Raw genomic sequence first — 18,602 nt, forward strand, 5'->3', positions numbered from 1 at the left:
AAACTTGTTATGGGTGTAACAGATATTCCCTACATGCTTATGCGTTGGGCAGTGCCCGCTTTATGGTTCGTTGCAGCATGCATCGTCGTTTTTCTAATCAGCTATACATTGATTTATCAAAAGCTCCTACATGGAGCGAAGAAAATTTCATGGATTAAATTCTCACTAGCAGTCCTTCTACTAGGTTATCTTTTTATGGTCTTTTCATTGACCATACTAAATAGAGGCACAAGTGCTGACAAGGAAATCAATTTAAATCTAACCAGTAGTTACCTAGATGTATGGAACACGTGGTCAACAACGTCATTTTTATTACTTGTTTATAACATTGCTATGCTCTTCCCACTCGGAATCCTATTGCCACTTGTTAGCCGTAAATTTCAATCTTTGAAAGCCATTTTATGTATATCTTTGGGTTTTACGCTAGGAATTGAGACTTTTCAATGGATAACTCACAGGGGAATCTTTGAGCTTGATGACCTTGTCCACAATACGTTAGGTGCATTGACTGGATATTTGATTGTGAAAGCAATTCTGGATATTAAAGCAGCAAATAAAATCAATAAAAGATCCATACTCTTGGCTGCCATTATCCCATTATTTTTTGTATGTCTTTTTGGAGGTGCACGAATTGTTTACCATGCACAGGAATTTGGGAATATGGGCATACGTCCAGCGATAGGCACGAACATGTCGAAAGTCACTGTGTCTAGCCAGATTACATTATCGCCAGACAGCAGCATGCTTCCTATTTATTACACTGAAAATGCGAACCAACCTGAATTGGCGCTGAACATCATATCCAAATTACAACATAGCATTCCGTTGCCACTCGTTCAAAGCAGTGGAAGAGACGGTGACAATCAGCAATATAGTTTTGGCAAAACTAATGATTCGGCTTATTACTTAAACTACTTTATTCGTACAGGAACATGGTCCATGTACGATGAAATGGCTGATCACAACCAAAAGCGTACAGATGAATCGACAGGTCATAAAGTGGAGCAAATTTTGAAAGACAATGCGTTTATACCCTCAGATGCTGACTTGAAACTTGATCCAAACGGTACATTCCGTTGGGATGCCCCTTCTATTGAACCTAGCTCATTCTCAAAAGATTATGTACACGGCGTGGTTATGGTGGATGTAGAGAGCTCAGGTCACATTTCTAGTTTGATGTATGGTGTGTTCAAAAATAAATATATTCGCCAAGTACAGGTCATATCTCCAGCGGCTGCATTAGAGAAAATTAAAAAAGGTGAATTTGATAGTTATAATACTAAAAACCCTTTCACACCGGGCACTCAGATAAAAATCACCGAAATGAATATCATTTACTTATATGACAGTAAAGGCTATTATCAGCCAGTTTATCAGTTTGAAGGTTCTGTTAATGATGAAGTGGAGAAATTTAGTGTTACTATACCTGCATTACCTTAGACTGACTTTGCAAGCAAAAAGACCCCGATGTCGGGGTCTTTTTACTATTTTTCACACTTGATCTTTGGGTATCCCATTTAAACTAGGGACATAATCAGCTGCCTTCTCGCTTGTTAAGGTCTGTGCTTCTTCGAGAAAATTAGCATGATTCTGTTGATTACTTTTACTGTCTGCTCGGTTATCCTCACGGTCATGTTTAGGATCTGCGTCATTTTTGGGCATATATGTTCAACTCCATTTCCTCATAGTTAGTAGGGATAACTGATTATTCGTGTGTCTGACTCTGTTCGTTTTCGTCTACAGACGATGAAATTTCACAAGCTTGATTGGCTGCGGCTTCAAACTCTGCCTCATTGCTCGCACTCAGTTTGTCACCATACTGGTCTAACCGTCCTGGATTCCCAGCTGGTCCATCATTGTCTGGCTTGTTGTTTCTTCCGCTCATACAATCACCTCTTATGTTAAATGAATGGCTCGCCAAACACATTGTCTTGGCATACGCATTAGTATATCTCGATAGGTTCCAAACTATCCTACTCGTCACACTTGTAGTTATCACCCTGCTTTAGTGTCCCATCATCATAGTCGGGTCTGGTTTCTCCCCTTCACCCAACTGATCTTCTTCTTTCAATCGTGGCTTACGTAGAATTAGCGAAAGCGCAACACCCGCTGAAGCAATGCATGCGGACAAGAAGAAAGTATCCCCATATCCCGCCACGACGGCCGTTAACGGATTGGCTCCTTTTCCAGCACTTGCAGCATGAGAAGTAATCTGCGACGTGAGGTATCCAGTAAGTCCAGCGACTGCGAACGAGACGACAACTTGTTGGGCAGCCGTCGTGAGTGGCGTTACGCGGCTTACCAATCGGCGAGGCGCTGAGTTCAGGACATGCGTATTCAGTGGCATCATGGAAAAGCCCATCCCAAGTCCCATCAAGCAAATAGCTATGATAATAAGTCGCAAGCTGGTGTCAACGGACACACCAGATAACATGAACAAGGCGATGGAGACAATCGCCAATCCGCTGAAAGCTAACGGTCTAGCCCCTATTTTATCAAATAGACGCCCGCTGATGGGCATTCCGATTCCAGCACAAATCGCTTGTGGCATCAGAATCCAGCCTGTTTCAAGCGCTGTATAATGTTTCACTCCCTGTAAATAGAGTGGAACAATCAACATGGCGCCAAATAGTGCGAGTTGTACGATCCATGTCAAAATAATGCTTCGGGTGAAATCGGAAGATTTGAAAACTTTCAATTCTAGAAGCGGCTGTTCCTGCCGAAGCTCGACAAAGATAAAAGTAATTAATGCAATCCCACCGATCGTTAATCCAAGAATGGTAGAGGTCGAAGACCAGCTTGTGCCCCCTTCACTCACACCAAAAGCAAGCATTGCAAAGGCAATCGGAGCAAGGCACATGCCGACAACATCCAAGTGAGGAGCATGATGACGATCGGATTTAGGCAAATATTTTACACCGAGTAAGAATGCGATAATACCAATCGGCAGGTTGATGATAAAGATCCAATGCCAGCTGACCGAATCAACTAACCATCCCGATAATACAGGACCAAAAGCCGGTGCCATTAACATCGGAATACCTAATACGCCCATAATCGATCCGCGGCGTTCAGGTGGCGCAAGTTTAAATACCATGGCCATCCCAATCGGGGATACCATACCTCCACCTAAGCCTTGAATAACGCGGTAAATAATGAGTTGTAGCGGACTTTGAGCAATCCCGCACAACACAGAGCCAATCGTAAACAGGGTAATCGTCAGCAAAAAGATCTGCTTAGAGCCAAACTTATCCGTTAACCAACCAGCGAGCGGAATGACGGCTGATAAAGCAAGCGTATATCCTGTCACTGTCCATTGAATCGTCTTTAGATCCGTTCCGAAATAATCGACGAGATGTGGAATTGCGTTATTAACGACCGTACTGTCTAAAATAACCATAATCATACCTACGATAATAGCCATAAGTGGAGGAAGAATGGCTTTAAAAGAGAAGTCGTCACCGTTATTCTTTTGTGGTTGTGCTTGTGCTCGTGCTGACATAGACAAACCTCATCTTTCTACTCCTAGAGTTGTATAGTTGTAGTTATGAATTGCTAGTAATACTGCTCATGAAGCGTTGTTTTGCTTATTAGCTTCCCCCTTGATCCCCAATAATAATTGTCGATTACGATAATTCGATTGCCATCTTATTCTATTTATCTTTGCGCCTCTTTTGATCTCTACTATCTATTCTCCCTGTCAAAATTCATTGCACGGCATAGAATGATTTTAATAGTTTAAAGGAGGTGTGAACAATGAATCGTATCCAAAGATTACGTCGGCAGGCCCTTCGTCTTTTGGGGAGAAGGGTGAATGTAGAGCTCTTAAATGGCATTGACTATGAAGGACTTCTCGTGGAAGTAGGTTTATTATCTTTAGTTCTTCGGATCCGCGTTAGAGGAGGCTTTGTTAGAAGAAGAATTTTCTTTAGAAACATTCGAGAAATTGAACGCGAAGACGATTAATTTTTATCTCAAACGCTCCTATGAAACAAGGACTGCCTAATGGCAGTCCTTTAAGTATTTACTATATTGATAACTGTTCATTACACGCAAGAATCGCCCATAGTTGCATATTCAATGATTTTCTGTTTCAACGTTTCTTTACTTTGGGGACCCACCCATGTCTCCAATTGATAACCGTCTTTAAACAACATTAACGTTGGCACGCTCAATACACCGTACTCCGTTGCAAGTTCTTTATCCGAATCGATATCAACTTTGCCTATGTTAGCTTGATATCTGACTTCCTGCACGAGTTCCTCAACAGTTGAAAGTTGCCTTTGACTAGCTTCGCTCTCAGGTGAGTAAAACGCAATGAGCGTAATCCCATGATTGACCTGTCCTCTGAATGTTTCTTTGTTCAATGAAATGATTTGCACACATTTTGCCTCCCCTGTGCTGCTTATTTTTTTAAGATTCACTGTTAGTTTGTCTTTTATTCTATGTGCTGTTTACAAGATTTCAATATAACCTTCGGTTCCATGTACGCGAATTCGTTGACCGTCTTTTATTAATGAAGTGGCATTTTCCACGCCAACTACAGCAGGCAAACCGTATTCACGCGCGATAACGGCGCCATGTGTCATCAGTCCACCAACTTCGGTGACTAAACCTTTTATAGATACGAACAAGGGTGTCCAGCCAGGGTCTGTGAAAGCTGTAACCAAGATATCGCCATCTTCGAGAGTAGCTTCTTCCATATTTAAAATGACACGTGCCCGTCCTTCAATTACGCCTGAGGAAACAGGTAGACCAACTAGCGCTTCATCCGGTATATGTTCTCGATTGTAAGTACCCGAAATGATCTCACCATCCGATGTGATAACACGCGGGGGAGTTAGTTTCTCATACAAGCGGTATTCAACTTTACGTTTGCTGATAAGCTGATAATTGAGTGTATGGGTACTTACGACTTCATGCAGTTCTTCAAAAGTGAGATAAAATACATCTTCTTTTTCAAGAATGACACCCGCTTGTACGAGTTGCTCTGCTTCTCTCAGTATAGCCTGCTTATATGCGAAATAGCGATTAACCCAACCATATTTGGGATATTCACGATACCCAATGTAATTTCGAATTCGGCGGATCATTTGTTTGGTCTCTTCAACTTTTTGTTCACCATCTGGCAAACTGATTAATCGAGCTACTAATTCTTGTTCTTTGTCCAAAGCTTCCTGGCGTCCTTGTTCAAATTTACGTTGGCCTTCATTAGGCTCAAAAGCTTTGATGTTACCCAGAATCATCGGAACTAGCGTAAGTGGTTTCTCACTCCATCGCGTTCTAGAAATATCGATTTCTCCAGCGCATCGCATTCCGTATTTTTGCAGATAAGCATCGATTGCAGCTTGAGCCTCCTGTCCCCCCTCCAACTTAACCAGTTCATCCAGAAAGTTATCCTCTTTTACGTGCTGTAAATAATCAATGACCTCTGGATAAGGGCGAATCACATCCGCGACACCCATTAATGCCAGACCCATTTCTGATGTAATATTGTTCGGTACCGATTGAGAAAGCGTATCTGCTGCGTTTTTTTCACCTAACCACTTGTTCATTTTTTCATTGATCCATAAGGAAGCATTGATGGCCGTCATAAACACAGCCGTACTAAGAGGGTCAAACAAGATCTTTCTCAATTGCTGGATATCTTCTAGTATAATATCAATGACATCCGATCCTGATTTCGTTTGGATACTTTGTTTTAATGCTTCTACCGATGCGCGATTACTCTGAATTAACTCAGATACGATGTTCGGATTGTTTTCAATTTGTTGCACAAGATCAGGATTATTTCGGCTCGGAATCGGTGCTGTTTGATCATTTGGTACCAATTTTATATAATCTCGCTCTATGATGGTCATGAGTGCGCTTTTTATAAGCGGATCGGATCCGATGGTCGTTAATAATGTTTCTCGGTCGACAGGTTTAGTCATCCTGGGTGCTACATCTATAAACAACCTCCCACCGGCTTTACGCATAGGTGCAGGAGTAATTAACAGGTAAAAAGACAAACCCAATGGTTTTATAGGATCTGTCATCATTTGTTGATGGCCAACAGATAAATAGACATGATTTTCTTGATCAATAGCTTCAGGAATCGGGAATAAGGTCGTGATGGGACGACTCTGGACTATATAAAATGTATCCTCCGCTAAACACCATTCAATATCTTGTGGGCTGCCAAAATAGGATTCGATCTGTCTTCCAAGTTGAGCTAGATGTAAAATTTGTTGATCCGTTAGTGTTTGTACCTTTTGTTGCTCAGGTTGGAGTTGTTGCGTCTCCGTTCCTCCTTCCTTACGTCCATAGATAGCCAATTTCTTGGTGGCTATCCGCTTTTCCACGATTTCGTCTCCTTTTACTTGATAATTATCGGCAGATACCAAGCCCGAAACCAAGGCTTCCCCAAGACCAAAACTGGCATCGATGGATAGCAGTTTTCGATTAGAGCTCATGGGATCCGCGGTAAATAGAATTCCCGAAGCTTGCGGGAAGATCATCTTTTGAACAATGACGGATATTAACACTTGGCTGTGGTCAAATCCATTTTGCATACGGTAGAGAACCGCGCGATCCGTGAATAGCGAAGCCCAACATTTGCTGATATGCCGTAAGATGGATTCTTTACCAATAATATTTAAGAAGGTGTCTTGCTGACCAGCAAAAGAGGCATGTGGTAGATCCTCCGCCGTCGCACTTGATCGCACCGCATAGGCATCCCCCTCACCAAATTGAGTAAGATAGTTAGTGACAGCTTTCACAACATCGCTAGGAATTTCTACTTCAGTTATGAGTTCTCGAATCTTCCTGCTGGTTTCACCAATTTGTTCTCGATCATCTACTTTTAGGAGTGTTAGTTGATTCACCAAAGCATGGTACGTTTCGTTTTGTTCGATGACGTTCAGATATCCCTTCGTTGTAACACAAAATCCTTCTGGTACTTGAATCCCTTGAATTTTGGATAATTCCCCTAAATTCAATCCTTTTCCTCCGACGAGCGATAGCTGTGTTTTTTCCATTTCCTGAAAACTGAGTACCCAAGCATTCACTCAACATCTCTCCTAATCACGAATTTGAAAAATATTTGACAAGAGGTCACTGGCATGGTAAGATTAAAGTATAAGATGGATTTACTATGAACATTTTACCATAAACAGTCTTAAGTCGATTATATCATCGTGACTCTGCCTATGCAATATAGAAGAACCTGGCAACATTGCCCAGGTTCTTTTTTTGATTTTTTGCAACTGTACTACTCACATTATTCTTCTAGATACATCATTTTAACTGTCATCCCCCCATCTACCGTGAGGTTCTGCCCAGTTATGAATCCTGCTTTCTCACTCGCTAGAAATAAACATGCCGCGGCAATATCTTCTGGTTTCCCAACTTTACCTACGGGATGCTGCTTGCGATCTATTTCCGAGTGGGAATAACTGCCTTCGTCTCGCACCTCAATCCATCCTGGCGAAATTGCGTTAACGCGAATGCCATACCCGCCTAAACTGATTGCCATCGCATGGGTCAATGACGATATGCCACCCTTTGAAGCGGAATATGCTTCGGTATTAGGTTCTGACATGGCAGCTCTGGTGGACGAGATATTAATAATAGCACCGCCGTTGTCTTGTACTTTCATGATTCGGGCTGCCGCCTGAGAGCAATGAAAAGTACCTCCTAGATTTATTGAGAGTACTCGCTGAAATTGTTCTGCGCGAAGTTCCAACACATCGGTATTATGCATGATCCCTGCATTATTCACTAAGACATCAATGCTTCCCAAATCTGAATGCGTACGCGCTATCCATTGGTCAACATCCTCTTGCTTAGAAACGTCAACCTTCATAAAAATGGCATCTTCAGTAAAGGGACGCAAGCATTCTAAGGTTTCCAATCCCTTCTCTTGGTGAATATCTGCGATGGAAATACCATAACCTTCTTGTGCAAAAGCAATAGCAATGGCACGCCCAATGCCCTGACCTCCCCCAGTTATGAGTGCGACTTTACGCAAACAAATCCCCTCTTCCACTTTTATCTAAACTGAATGTCTACTTATGTACCAGTGATCGACCTCGAACATGACTAATAAGCAGAAAAATAACCGGTAAACCTACAATGAAGATTGGAAAAATGTAAATAATCCAGACGAATTTCGCGAAATCCAACAGACCTATAATGTTAGCAGGTACTAAGGATATCGTATAAATAACGATTGCAGCAAATCCGATGACGATTCGCCAATTCTTGATGCCGAGCAATTGTGCAGATCCATAGCTATTGATGAACAAGTAAATCGCCAATTTTACGAATACGCTGAAGATCCAGATGAACATAATCCAAACATCCATGTTTTGAATAAATTGTAGATAATTAATAAATCGAACCATGCTAAAATACGGAAAGATTAACGTTCCTCCGATATTGGTCCCAAATGTCATTATAACAAAAATTGCCGTTAATACGCCGATTAAAGCAGGAACACAAATGGCAAGTAGCGTAGGTTTGAGCATTTTTTGTGAATTCGCAATAAAAGGGGCTAGCATCATAATCATCATCGACTCTCCGAGGAACGATGCGTTTACCATAGAACCTTTCAGAATGGGTATCACCCCGGTGTCTGCATAGATGGGTAAAAGAAGCGCTGGGTGCAGATTCGTTACATTTAAACCGAACGTAATTAAAATACCGACTAAAAGTAAGGGGCCAGCCAGTTCACTAAAGCGAGCAATAGCTTCGATGCTTCCTGAGTAATTGATATAAACCATCGCGGCAACCATAAGCAGAGCTATCATCCAAATCGGCGTATCGTGAAAAAGAAATTGCTTTATAAATAACGAGAAAATTCGTAAAATATCGGCAGATACGGAAAACCAAACCACAATATAGAGCATGGCTATGAGCTTTCCGAACCATTTACCAAATAGCTTTTGTGCAAACTCCACCAATGTTTGGGAAGCATGACGCTGACAAATAAGCACTAAAATCGTTGTCACAGCCAGTCCGATTACACCAGCTATGAGCAGAGAGATCCATGCATCTTGTTTAGCTAACTCAATCGACGGGGATACCGTGAGCCAAATACTCATCGAAATTTCTAACGTCGTGAACATCCAAAACAACTGCCAAGGAGAGATTTTCACTTTCGATCACCAATTCCTGGGATACGTTTGCCAATATCCCCTGTATTCTGAATTTTTAGCTTGACACTTACTGATACGTCAACAGTCGGGAATATTTGATCCCAATGATCACGCAGTTCTTTCCACTGGTAGGGATGCTCTTTGTGAATTTCTTCTCCGATACCAAACACATCCTGACCGAATTCCAATTGCATTTTTTTAATGGTTTCCTCTACTTTTTTTGCTTTACGTTCATTCAGTTTATGTTCTAATGGTCTACGTTCGGAGGAAATGGATATATCAATATCCGAGTTATTTTCAAGAACTCTTCCAGTTCCCTCTAGCTTCACGTAGGCTTTAACTGTATGGCCTTCAATTTCTGTTCGTATTGATCTTTTTAAATTGGATTCGTATAAAGAAATAACCCCCTCCTCCGTTTCTTCCGTTAGAAATTGATCCTTTAACACGCCTTTGACCCAAAACATTTCCAAGGATTCTCTTCCACTTACTTTCCCAACCATTTGCAGTTTTTTATTGAATATAGCTACGGACTTCACCTCGATGGTTTCATGTTTTTCTTGTTCATTATTCGGTGAAATCTCAACCATCGGCATAGATGGCCGAATACCATCTCGCCCGACGTCTAGTAAAACATCTCGTAAGGCTGTGTCCCCTAATCGACAAAATCGGTCCTGATCAACAGCAACAATCGATGAGAATTGATTAAACGGACTGTTGATTTTCAAGACATCTTTTCCTTCACCGTTGTTCACAACAAATATATCTGTGCGCAGACGTGTATCGGTATTTCGTGTAAATTGATCCATAATTTCTACTAGTCCTTGTTTCGCCAGCTTTTCTCCAATGAAAATAGACCTACGGTGTCCAAGAAAAACCCTTCTAGGCAATTTGTCTTGAATTTGCTGGGTCAAATCTACGATTGAACTTCCTGTCGCGGTAAGCACAATATTTGCTCTTTGCCCACTATCCCCTCCACCTTTCGTGCTCTTGAAATCTGCGGGAACTGCCACCTGGGCGCTTTTTTGAAGTTTGCCACTTTCAGAAATATCTAAAGCCGTTCCAATCCAGAAAGCATAATCATTAATTTCATTCCTGTCCCAACAACCGGAAACGAACAACGTCAGTATGATCCATAGGATTAGCCAGATTTTTTTCATTGTTTACGTTGTGTCGATACATATCGTTTATTCATGCGTATCAAGGTATCCCTCCAAAATCTTTGTCCAATGGGTGCTGCTGGTGTTAGGTAAGGAACACCGAATGACTTCAGCGATACAAGATGAATTATGACGAATATGACACCAATGGCGACGCCATACAGACCCAGGAATCCACCTAAGATTAGAAGTGGAAAACGTAACAGGCGAAATGGCAATGCCAAACTATAGCTCGGAAATGCAAACGAAGCAATCCCTGTACCCGCAACGATCATCACGATAGGTGCTGAGATAAAACCTGCTTGGACCGCCGCTTCCCCAATAACCAATGCTCCAACGATACTCACAGCTGAACCGATGGCTTTGGGCAACCGTAGACCGGCTTCCCGCAATCCCTCGAACATCAGTTCCATTAATAATGTTTCTATCACCGTTGGAAACGGAATCCCTTCTCTTGATACTGAAATACTCAGCATTAAAGCAAGTGGAATCATCTGAGGATGGAACGTCGTTAGCGCTACATATATTGATGGAAGTAAGCAAGACATAATAGCTAACAAGAACCGGATAAGTCTGACGGCAGAGACGTATAAGAAGCGTTCATAATGGTCTTCCGCAGCTTGAAACCCTGACCAGAACGTCATTGGCAATAATAAAGCATTCGGTGAGCCGTCAACGATAATGGCCACTCTGCCCGCCAATAGACTCGCAGACACGGTGTCCGGACGTTCCGTATTTTGAATTTGCGGAAAAAGGGAAAAGGTCTTGTCCTCAATAAATTCTTCAATATATCCAGAGTCTAACAATTGATTCGTACGAAAAGCATCAAGTCTTCTTCTTACTTCTTGAAGTAATTCTGGTTTGACTTTCCCTTCGATATACGCAACCACAAAATCCGTATTGGTTAGCTCTCCTGCCTGATGCATTTCAAATTTCAATTTGGGATTACTTATTTTTCTACGAATCATGCTTATATTTGTTTTTATGCTTTCGGTAAATCCTTCACGTGGACCGCGAATCGACGCTTCATTGCTTGGTTCACTAATGGCCCTTTGATTGAAAGCGTTCAAATCCGCTAAATAGGCAAAAGGATTGCCGTCTAGAAAGATAGCTGTACAGCCTTTCAAGACATTTGCTACAATTTCCGACAACTGAAAAGCAGTTGTATACTGAGTCAGTCGATCAGAATCACGACTTATCATACAGGCTGAAATAATTTGTTCTAATTTCCCCGAATCTGTCAGTTCTTGAATATAAACGAGCAGAATTTCTGAGTGATCTGAAAGCTTTAATGGTCTAAATACGATATCCGCACAATGATGAAAAATATGTAGTAAGGCCTCGTGATTAATCTTTACACTTTCGTTTACTTGTAACGAGATGTTTTGCTCCATGTCGAAACTCCCTCCTCCCCAAAAACTCATTTTTTTATTTTGCGTGATTTTCTGTTACTTTATTCCAATAACTTTATAGATTTTTCTAAAATAAATTAAGGTATGCCCTACTATTTTCCCTATAATTAAGCTTATAGTGACTCGTCATTCAAAAAGGAGGCAGCGGCTTTGCAAAATCAGCAAATTGAAATAGATGTATCGTTAGCCAAAACATACGCACCACAACTGTTATTTGATCAAATGGAGCCCTTTTATCCAGTACGTGTTGGCGTAACCATTTTTGATCAGGATGGTCAATCCCCTTCCTTTCGTCGCATAATCAGTTTCGAGTCAGATGCCAGAATAGAAAAGGTCATTGAATATGCGATTTATTGGGATTATGACATCGAGCATTTGTATGAATTAGAGCATGTGTGGATTTATGTAGGACGTGATGGCACTGTTATCAATTGTGAATGCAGCTTCCATGGCAAATATTTCAAAGGATTACTCAAGGATCGGAGCAATATTGCTGAAAACAATCCTTACCAGGTAAGACTGTATTCTCAGCCAGGTAAACATGCTTTCTCCCCGCTGCTTACTATGCTTGAACTCATCCCGAATTTAGATACGTGTACCTACGAGACAGCAGGTCGAGCGGGTTTGTTAGTCCCTGACATACTGCAAGATAAGTTAACTACAGATAAGGAAACTAACGAATTAGTTGAACGCTACTTGCAGACGTTTCGGTTCCGACCAACGATGACATTTATAGAATTTTCCTGGGATGAATCATTATTCGTACCGTGGCCAGAGCTTCTTAAGGAGATTCCAGAGCGTGTGAACCATGAACTGCGTGTTATGAGACAATACTTCGGTATCTCCGAGTAGGTTCAATAACTTTGGATAAAATTGAAAGAGCTGCCTCTTGGCAGCTCTTTTGTTGTCATTATTTTTTTATTATCTGATTGTTTTTAATGCACCGCTCCAAGCAATAAGTTGGTCGAGCATGCCAGTTACATTCGTCAAATGTAAATCTGCAGGTTTAAATGTCGTATAATTCTCAAAATCCGTAAATAAAGACAATGTAGGATGTACACGTACATCGGCAACCAGTAATTCACCCAAAATGCCACGTAAATGTTCTGCAGCGCGCGCACCGCCAGTCGAACCATAACTTACGATACCAGCTGCTTTGTTATTCCAGGCTTCACGTGCAAGATCCAGTGCATTTTTTAGGGCACCTGATATGCTGTGATTGTACTCGGAAACGATGAATACGAAACCGTCCAAGCTGTTAAGTTTTTCATTCCAAGCTGCAATTCCTGGCTCCGTCCCATCGGTGGTCCCCAAGAACGGTAAGTGGTATTCAGCGATATCTACGACTTCATAGTTCGCATCTCCACGCTTTTCAGCAATTCCTTTTACCCATTCTCCCACTTGCGGGCTTACGCGTCCTGCTCTTGTACTACCTAAAATAATTCCTACATTCAATTTTCCATTACTCATTGTTTTCTCCTCCAGTAAGGTTTGTTTTTATTAATGTTTCCAAAACCATTGTGCTCATACTACGTTCACTTTATTAAATTAATTAGTTAAAGCTCCAAAATTAATAACTAATACAATAATACCTAGCACGAATAAAAGGATTGGCATCATCATTTTGTTAGCAGCATCCTTCACCTTCATATGTGTAAGAATGGCTCCTAACATCGTTACAACAACTAATGCAGCTCCCCATGCCGCTAATGTATCATTCCAAATCCCCCAAATGATGATAGCTGCAGCAATTACTTCAACGAGGCCAGTAAAAACTCTAAAACCGCCTGAATATCCATACCGTCTAAATTCATCCACCATTTGCTTTGAACCGAACTTCATAAATCCAAACATCAGAAATCCTAAACCTAATACAGCTTGAAGAATAATTGATAGTATACCCATTTTACATCTCTCCCCTTATCCTATATTTATTTATCTCGAAACACTTTATCCTAATGTTAGGACGTTTATTATCCTATCATTAGGATGAATTTGTGTCAACAAAAAAAATAGAGACCCGTTACAAACGGTTCTCCATTTTTCGCCAATTGCCTATCTGAATATTTACAATACAATCAATTAAACTAACGCTACAGTGTACTTAGCCGATTCGATCCAGGTACGATCGGAAAATTCTCGGCCGCGGACAATCACTTCGTTGTTATAGATCTGAACGTACATGCCCTGCGCTACATTCGGGTTGTCAGCGCTGCGTGTTTTGCCTACAGAAGCATTATTGAACCAGTGAAACGTATTCTGCGTATTATAGTGATTCTCCGTCGCAAAGTTACGATGGGTGTGCCCGGACAGTACGAAAACGTTCTTATAAGGAGCCAAAATGGCACGAAACTCCTTGGCTCTGAGCAACTGTGGCGGTTTCCCCTCGGTATCCGGCGCTGGTAACGGCTGATGAATAAAGACAACTGCGGGCTTTCCATCCACATGGCTTTTCATAATCGTTTCGAGCCACGCAAGTTGCTCATCCGAGTACCAAGCGCCCTCCCCAACCTCTGGTTTCTCCTGTACATACGTTTCTTGAGACATCATTATGAGATGAACATCATTCATCCATACATCCTTATAAGGCTTATCCTTGTAGCCGAAAAATTTCATAAAGCGTTCACGCGACATAGCATCGGTCTTTCCATTAGGCACTGTTTCCGCGGACCAATCACCTTTACTATTAATCCAAATATCATAATAGTCGTGATTACCCATATTCGCGTATAATGGCGGTAATTTATAGTTATCTAATACCTTTCGAAAAAGCTTATAATCCTGATCTCTGCCTACATCCGTGATATCTCCCCCGAATACAATTGTATCGACTGGGGATTCGAAATGAGTGATATCTTTCAAAGCTGAATGAAGCCGATCCGTTATGGTAGAGGTCCCATTATTAGAAATATGCACATCACTAAGGAGGAAAAAGGATAGCAATAATCGATTTTCGCCAGAAATGACCGGATCCGGTGAAACGGTTTCATGGGGAACTTCTTTCTGTTCGATGGCTTCAACTACAGTTCCATTCGTCTCTCTGCCTTTTAGCGTTTGCATCAAGAGGGCACCCCCACCAGTTAAAGCAAACACAGTAGCAAGCAATCTTTTGACAAACTGTCTTCTAGAGATCATATGAATCTATTTCCCCCATTTTCTCTGTAAATAGTGCCTTTTAACTAATTTCTATGCCTTGAGGTCAAATACCTGTTAGAAGATAAGGTTAACTCTCTTTTTATTATACATATGATTTTATCGCTTGAATAATTTCTCTTCTTTACTTCTGAGAGACAAGTTCAATCAATTCAGATGGTTCTCTTAGTTTGGTGTAGTTTGTAATTCTTTCGCTGATGTATGTTGGAATAAACCAAGTTGCATGGTAAGAGGACATACCTACTTGCGAAGCCCCTTCCAATTCGTTCGATCCACCATCACCAATAAATATTGATTCAGATGGACTAACCCCAAGTCTTTCGCATGCTAAATGATAGATGAGGGGATTCGGTTTTGCTAATTTTACTTGATATGAAAAAATAGTATCGTCAAAATACGCGGCTAACGGTGAGGATTCCCAGCCAATCACTTCTTCTGGCGTACAATTACTTATTAAACCAATCTTTAACCCCATTTTCTTAATTTGCTCTAGCATATATAAAATCCTTAAGTCAATTTTGTTGAAAGGGATTAATTTAGATGCTTTCCTTTGCGTATGTAAGGTTTCAATACGATCATCATGAATTTCATGACCCATTTTGCTAAAAATATCTCTGATTACAGACGGAAAGTCCGAATAAGAGCCATCCATTCTTTTTTCTTGTCTTAATTTCCATTCATTATCAAATATCTTTGTGTCGACTCCCAATTGTTCTACCATGTGAGTTGAACGTGGAGCTTTCCTTTGACCATTTTCAAATTCTGAAATAAGGGTTTCAAATAAATCAAAGTAGATCGCTTTTACTTCCATACACTCACTCCTCATTTGAGATATTATTTTCATACAAATCAAAGTCTACTTTAATATCAATTTCCCATCAAATCTCTTAAAATCTGCAAATACGACCTCGTGATGTTTGGAGAAAAACGCATTGGAAGCCTCGGGTAGCGCATCTACATGAAAGAATTTGGCATCTACGCTCTCATCTGTTTCATGCTCAAGAACGCCCGACCATTCATCGACCGAAAATAAATATTCAACGACTTGATGTTCGTTGCCAAATCGATCTATAACGGATTGGCTTATTGGATTCGAATAAATGGCAATTAAGGTTGCTTGGTTTACATCAATGCCAGTTTCTTCTTTGACTTCTCGCTTTAAACAATCATAAATAGATTCGTTTAATTCCATGGCACCGGCGGGCATCCCCCACTTCTTATCGCCTCTACGCTTTATGAACAGGGCATGTCCCTCATGATTCCGAATAATCGCTCTTATGGAATTAACTAATATTTTTTGGGGTCCAACCAACTTGCGAAGATTCCCTAAATAGGATTCATGCCAACTAATACTCAAGTCAATTCACCTCTGGATAATATTGGTTTACTTCTATCATAGAGCTTCTGATTATTGTTTAATAACATCCCTATTAGATGGAATCGTTCTCATTTTGATATAGAAAATAATGATATGAAAAAATCCCGCCACGCTCCTTTACGGAGACTGACGAGATTTTTCTTTTTTATTTCACGGTTATTTTACCCTTCATAAACTCCTTATGCGGTTCGCAGAAGTAGCTGTATTCGCCAGGTTTCGTAAGCGTGATGCTTTCCGACTCCCCTTTGCTTAAAAGCGGCGTTTGAAAACTGCCATCATCTGCCACTGCATTATGTTTGACGCTGTCTTTGTTGGTGAACACGATAGTAGATCCCGCTTCCACAGTCAAATCGGTGTTGCTAAAAGCAAAGCTCTCGATGTTAATATAATACGTTTTCGCGACGGATTGTCCAGTACCTGTGACGAGGTTAACCGTTCTTGTGGATTCGTCGTACTGGACGTTGACACCGAATACTTCGGCCAAAAACCGTGAGTGAACAAAAGTTGAACTATTGATTAATTGTGCAGGACCGACCATGGCTACGTTTGTTCCATCCACATTGGCCATGGCAGACCCAATCGACAATTTGACGGTTTTCCCGCTTTTCGTCACCGTAACTGTTCGTGTGTCCGCATCATAGCCAACTTCAGCCCCAATGCCTTCGGCAAAGGCTCGATAAGGGACGAATAATGAGTTATCGATCAGATAGGACTCATCAAGGGCAAGAGATTGCCCGTTCAACGTAATTTTCATATCGGACTTCACTTGATTAGCAACAGCTAATTTAGAGCTGATTGGCGTCGACGTGTGCATCCCATGATCCTCTGCACTGGCTGGAACTACTGCTGCAACCATCAACCCGGCACCCAGTATTATGGCTATCATTGATTTCTTCATACCCGTATCCTCCTTCATATTAACATTGCTCGTTTAAGTAAACGTCATGCGTTTGAATTCGGTTTGATATTTTTGAATTATGTGCCCAAAATCTTTTTGCCCCTCGGTGTAGTTCCATTCGGATCTGGTTCAAGCGTAACACCAAACGAGTCAATCTGAAGATTTTCTGTCTTCACTGGGATCGTATAGGTTAACATACCGGCACCCTTCGTATCGACACGTAATGTCCCGCAGTTGTATCTTTTACCATTTCGGTTATACCAGACTTGGTAGGTCCAGTCACCTTCTGTTTCTTTCAAACCTTGCAAATTTACAACCACATTATGGACATCACCATGCTGGAGCACCCACACCGTTCCTGATGCTGATGACATCGAGGTCTCCACCGATTTGAGCTGATAGATGGATTCAATTTCGGCAGGTTGATTGAGCGCCGTCTTTAGTGTGCCACTTGGATTGGGCTCCTGATTGTTCCACCAGAGACCTCCTGTTACACCGATAAGAACTATAGCAGCGCAGGCATAGGCCCATTTAAATAAGCGCCCTTTGGAACTTTTGGGAACGTTTTGCGACCGTTCATTCGTTGTCATCTCGATGATCAGATCATGTCGATTTGGTACTATGGCTGACATGACTTGCTCCTTCAGATCAGGCGGAACTTCAACTTCTTCCATGTCAAAAGGCAGCGCCTCCCAGACCGCCTCCAGGTCGTGCAATTCTTCACGGCAAGCGACACACGTGCGCAGATGCCGTTCGAAAGCGGCTCGCTCCCATTCCGTGCAGTCGCCTGTCAAATAATTGACCACAAAACTACAGTCTATATGCTCCCGTTCTTCCATCACGTCATCCCTCCCTCAGTGATGTCAAATGCTTACGAAGTATTTTCAAGCCCTGATGGAGCCGACTCTTAATCGTACCCACCGGTTCGTTCGTGTGTGCGGCAATTTCACTAAGCGTGTACCCTTGCCAATACATCAAATGAATTAATTTAATTTGACTCTCCGATAAATGAAGATAGGCTTCTTGGATCTGCTCCCCTAACCACTTGCGAGATATGGCGGCATCGGGGTTCTCGTCTGTGGAAACAAAGGATTGCTCCCATGCGTTGCTGTCAAAATGGAGATTCTCATTCTCCCTTCTTTGCTTGCGCAGACAATCGATGGTGATATTGCGAGTGATCGTGATCAACCAATTGACAAAAGCACCCTTGCTCGCATCATACCCCTTCTGCGTCGTCCAAAGTCTGGTAAAAACGAGCTGCACGATTTCTCTCGCTGTTTGCTCGTCTTTCATAGATTTCAAAGCAAATGCATACACAATTTTCACATAACGATCGTATAACTCTTCCAATGCGGGGTGATGCTTGTTCATGACAAGCTTCATTAGCTCCCCATCGGTTCGATTTCGCATGATTCTCTTACACCCCGAATCGATTTGACATGTAATCATTTCTACCTTATCCGC

The 18,602-nt window shown here is 41.6% G+C and carries 20 protein-coding genes; 3 read left to right on the plus strand and 17 right to left on the minus strand.

Annotated features, from left to right (window positions below):
* Positions 1-9 precede the first annotated feature (9 nt).
* Complete coding sequence (locus tag AC58QT_RS05255; protein ID WP_497408007.1) at positions 10-1,440, plus strand: VanZ family protein; 1,431 nt, start codon at positions 10-12, stop codon at positions 1,438-1,440.
* Positions 1,441-1,491: 51 nt separating this feature from the next.
* Here the strand turns inward: AC58QT_RS05255 and AC58QT_RS05260 are convergent, their stop codons facing one another.
* The 3 genes from AC58QT_RS05260 to AC58QT_RS05270 all read right to left on the minus strand — a co-directional run bounded on the left by AC58QT_RS05260 (position 1,492) and on the right by AC58QT_RS05270 (position 3,502).
* A complete protein-coding gene (locus AC58QT_RS05260) occupies positions 1,492-1,662 on the minus strand; it encodes a hypothetical protein (RefSeq protein ID WP_497408008.1) in 171 nt (56 codons plus the stop codon).
* 43 nt (positions 1,663-1,705) lie between these two features.
* Positions 1,706-1,885, minus strand: a complete 180-nt coding sequence (locus tag AC58QT_RS05265) for a hypothetical protein (protein ID WP_497408009.1) — start codon at positions 1,883-1,885, stop codon at positions 1,706-1,708.
* A gap of 120 nt (positions 1,886-2,005) precedes the next feature.
* Entirely contained in the window at positions 2,006-3,502 is a 1,497-nt protein-coding gene (locus AC58QT_RS05270; protein ID WP_497408010.1) for an MDR family MFS transporter, read from the minus strand.
* Positions 3,503-3,756: 254 nt separating this feature from the next.
* Between AC58QT_RS05270 and AC58QT_RS05275 the strand changes: the two genes are divergently transcribed.
* A complete protein-coding gene (locus AC58QT_RS05275) occupies positions 3,757-3,966 on the plus strand; it encodes a hypothetical protein (RefSeq protein ID WP_497408011.1) in 210 nt (69 codons plus the stop codon).
* Between the two features lie 80 nt (positions 3,967-4,046).
* On the opposite strand, the gene AC58QT_RS05280 is transcribed toward AC58QT_RS05275, so the two are convergent.
* The 6 genes from AC58QT_RS05280 to AC58QT_RS05305 all read right to left on the minus strand — a co-directional run bounded on the left by AC58QT_RS05280 (position 4,047) and on the right by AC58QT_RS05305 (position 11,691).
* Positions 4,047-4,382 (minus strand): thioredoxin family protein, encoded by a 336-nt coding sequence (locus AC58QT_RS05280; protein ID WP_497408012.1) that lies wholly within the window; start codon positions 4,380-4,382, stop codon positions 4,047-4,049.
* A 72-nt stretch (positions 4,383-4,454) separates the two neighbouring features.
* Complete coding sequence (gene ppsA, locus AC58QT_RS05285; protein ID WP_497408092.1) at positions 4,455-7,019, minus strand: phosphoenolpyruvate synthase; 2,565 nt, start codon at positions 7,017-7,019, stop codon at positions 4,455-4,457.
* A 242-nt stretch (positions 7,020-7,261) separates the two neighbouring features.
* Entirely contained in the window at positions 7,262-8,011 is a 750-nt protein-coding gene (locus tag AC58QT_RS05290; RefSeq protein WP_497408013.1) for an SDR family NAD(P)-dependent oxidoreductase, read from the minus strand.
* 37 nt (positions 8,012-8,048) lie between these two features.
* Positions 8,049-9,140: a GerAB/ArcD/ProY family transporter gene (locus tag AC58QT_RS05295; protein ID WP_497408014.1), complete on the minus strand. Its 1,092-nt coding sequence runs from the start codon at positions 9,138-9,140 to the stop codon at positions 8,049-8,051.
* A complete protein-coding gene (locus AC58QT_RS05300) occupies positions 9,137-10,297 on the minus strand; it encodes a Ger(x)C family spore germination protein (protein WP_497408015.1) in 1,161 nt (386 codons plus the stop codon). Before AC58QT_RS05300 ends, AC58QT_RS05295 begins: the two co-directional genes overlap by 4 nt.
* Positions 10,294-11,691: a spore germination protein gene (locus tag AC58QT_RS05305; RefSeq protein WP_497408016.1), complete on the minus strand. Its 1,398-nt coding sequence runs from the start codon at positions 11,689-11,691 to the stop codon at positions 10,294-10,296. The genes AC58QT_RS05300 and AC58QT_RS05305 overlap by 4 nt, the downstream gene beginning before the upstream one ends.
* A gap of 168 nt (positions 11,692-11,859) precedes the next feature.
* On the opposite strand from AC58QT_RS05305, the gene AC58QT_RS05310 reads away from it, so the two are divergent.
* Positions 11,860-12,561: a hypothetical protein gene (locus AC58QT_RS05310; RefSeq protein WP_497408017.1), complete on the plus strand. Its 702-nt coding sequence runs from the start codon at positions 11,860-11,862 to the stop codon at positions 12,559-12,561.
* Positions 12,562-12,630: 69 nt separating this feature from the next.
* Here the strand turns inward: AC58QT_RS05310 and AC58QT_RS05315 are convergent, their stop codons facing one another.
* From AC58QT_RS05315 to AC58QT_RS05350, 8 genes are all read right to left on the minus strand, one after another.
* A complete protein-coding gene (locus AC58QT_RS05315; RefSeq protein WP_497286789.1) occupies positions 12,631-13,179 on the minus strand; it encodes an NADPH-dependent FMN reductase in 549 nt (182 codons plus the stop codon).
* A gap of 78 nt (positions 13,180-13,257) precedes the next feature.
* Positions 13,258-13,614, minus strand: a complete 357-nt coding sequence (locus AC58QT_RS05320) for a DoxX family protein (protein ID WP_497408018.1) — start codon at positions 13,612-13,614, stop codon at positions 13,258-13,260.
* A gap of 177 nt (positions 13,615-13,791) precedes the next feature.
* On the minus strand, positions 13,792-14,769 hold the full coding sequence (locus AC58QT_RS05325; protein WP_497408019.1) for a metallophosphoesterase family protein: 978 nt from the start codon (positions 14,767-14,769) through the stop codon (positions 13,792-13,794).
* Positions 14,770-14,986: 217 nt separating this feature from the next.
* Positions 14,987-15,673 (minus strand): HAD family hydrolase, encoded by a 687-nt coding sequence (locus tag AC58QT_RS05330; protein WP_497408020.1) that lies wholly within the window; start codon positions 15,671-15,673, stop codon positions 14,987-14,989.
* Positions 15,674-15,718: 45 nt separating this feature from the next.
* Positions 15,719-16,219, minus strand: coding sequence for an NUDIX domain-containing protein (locus AC58QT_RS05335; protein WP_497408021.1), 501 nt, complete (start codon positions 16,217-16,219; stop codon positions 15,719-15,721).
* Between the two features lie 166 nt (positions 16,220-16,385).
* Positions 16,386-17,138, minus strand: a complete 753-nt coding sequence (locus AC58QT_RS05340) for a stalk domain-containing protein (protein WP_497408022.1) — start codon at positions 17,136-17,138, stop codon at positions 16,386-16,388.
* A gap of 77 nt (positions 17,139-17,215) precedes the next feature.
* Positions 17,216-17,977 (minus strand): anti-sigma factor domain-containing protein, encoded by a 762-nt coding sequence (locus tag AC58QT_RS05345; protein ID WP_497408093.1) that lies wholly within the window; start codon positions 17,975-17,977, stop codon positions 17,216-17,218.
* A 4-nt stretch (positions 17,978-17,981) separates the two neighbouring features.
* Positions 17,982-18,548 carry an RNA polymerase sigma factor gene (locus AC58QT_RS05350; protein ID WP_497408023.1) on the minus strand — a complete coding sequence of 189 codons (567 nt, stop codon included), beginning with the start codon at positions 18,546-18,548 and terminating at the stop codon, positions 17,982-17,984.
* Positions 18,549-18,602: the final 54 nt, after the last annotated feature.

The organism is Paenibacillus sp. J31R109 (assembly GCF_059692055.1).

Coding starts and splice junctions, on each gene's coding strand:
- AC58QT_RS05255 (WP_497408007.1), top strand. CDS start 10: ATGGGTGTAACAGATATTCCCTACATGCTTATGCGTTGGGCAGTGCCC.
- AC58QT_RS05260 (WP_497408008.1), bottom strand. CDS start 1,662: ATGCCCAAAAATGACGCAGATCCTAAACATGACCGTGAGGATAACCGA.
- AC58QT_RS05265 (WP_497408009.1), bottom strand. CDS start 1,885: ATGAGCGGAAGAAACAACAAGCCAGACAATGATGGACCAGCTGGGAAT.
- AC58QT_RS05270 (WP_497408010.1), bottom strand. CDS start 3,502: ATGTCAGCACGAGCACAAGCACAACCACAAAAGAATAACGGTGACGAC.
- AC58QT_RS05275 (WP_497408011.1), top strand. CDS start 3,757: ATGAATCGTATCCAAAGATTACGTCGGCAGGCCCTTCGTCTTTTGGGG.
- ppsA (WP_497408092.1), bottom strand. CDS start 7,019: ATGGAAAAAACACAGCTATCGCTCGTCGGAGGAAAAGGATTGAATTTA.
- AC58QT_RS05300 (WP_497408015.1), bottom strand. CDS start 10,297: ATGAAAAAAATCTGGCTAATCCTATGGATCATACTGACGTTGTTCGTT.
- AC58QT_RS05305 (WP_497408016.1), bottom strand. CDS start 11,691: ATGGAGCAAAACATCTCGTTACAAGTAAACGAAAGTGTAAAGATTAAT.
- AC58QT_RS05315 (WP_497286789.1), bottom strand. CDS start 13,179: ATGAGTAATGGAAAATTGAATGTAGGAATTATTTTAGGTAGTACAAGA.
- AC58QT_RS05320 (WP_497408018.1), bottom strand. CDS start 13,614: ATGGGTATACTATCAATTATTCTTCAAGCTGTATTAGGTTTAGGATTT.
- AC58QT_RS05325 (WP_497408019.1), bottom strand. CDS start 14,769: ATGCAAACGCTAAAAGGCAGAGAGACGAATGGAACTGTAGTTGAAGCC.
- AC58QT_RS05330 (WP_497408020.1), bottom strand. CDS start 15,673: ATGGAAGTAAAAGCGATCTACTTTGATTTATTTGAAACCCTTATTTCA.
- AC58QT_RS05340 (WP_497408022.1), bottom strand. CDS start 17,138: ATGAAGAAATCAATGATAGCCATAATACTGGGTGCCGGGTTGATGGTT.
- AC58QT_RS05345 (WP_497408093.1), bottom strand. CDS start 17,977: ATGGAAGAACGGGAGCATATAGACTGTAGTTTTGTGGTCAATTATTTG.
- AC58QT_RS05350 (WP_497408023.1), bottom strand. CDS start 18,548: ATGCGAAATCGAACCGATGGGGAGCTAATGAAGCTTGTCATGAACAAG.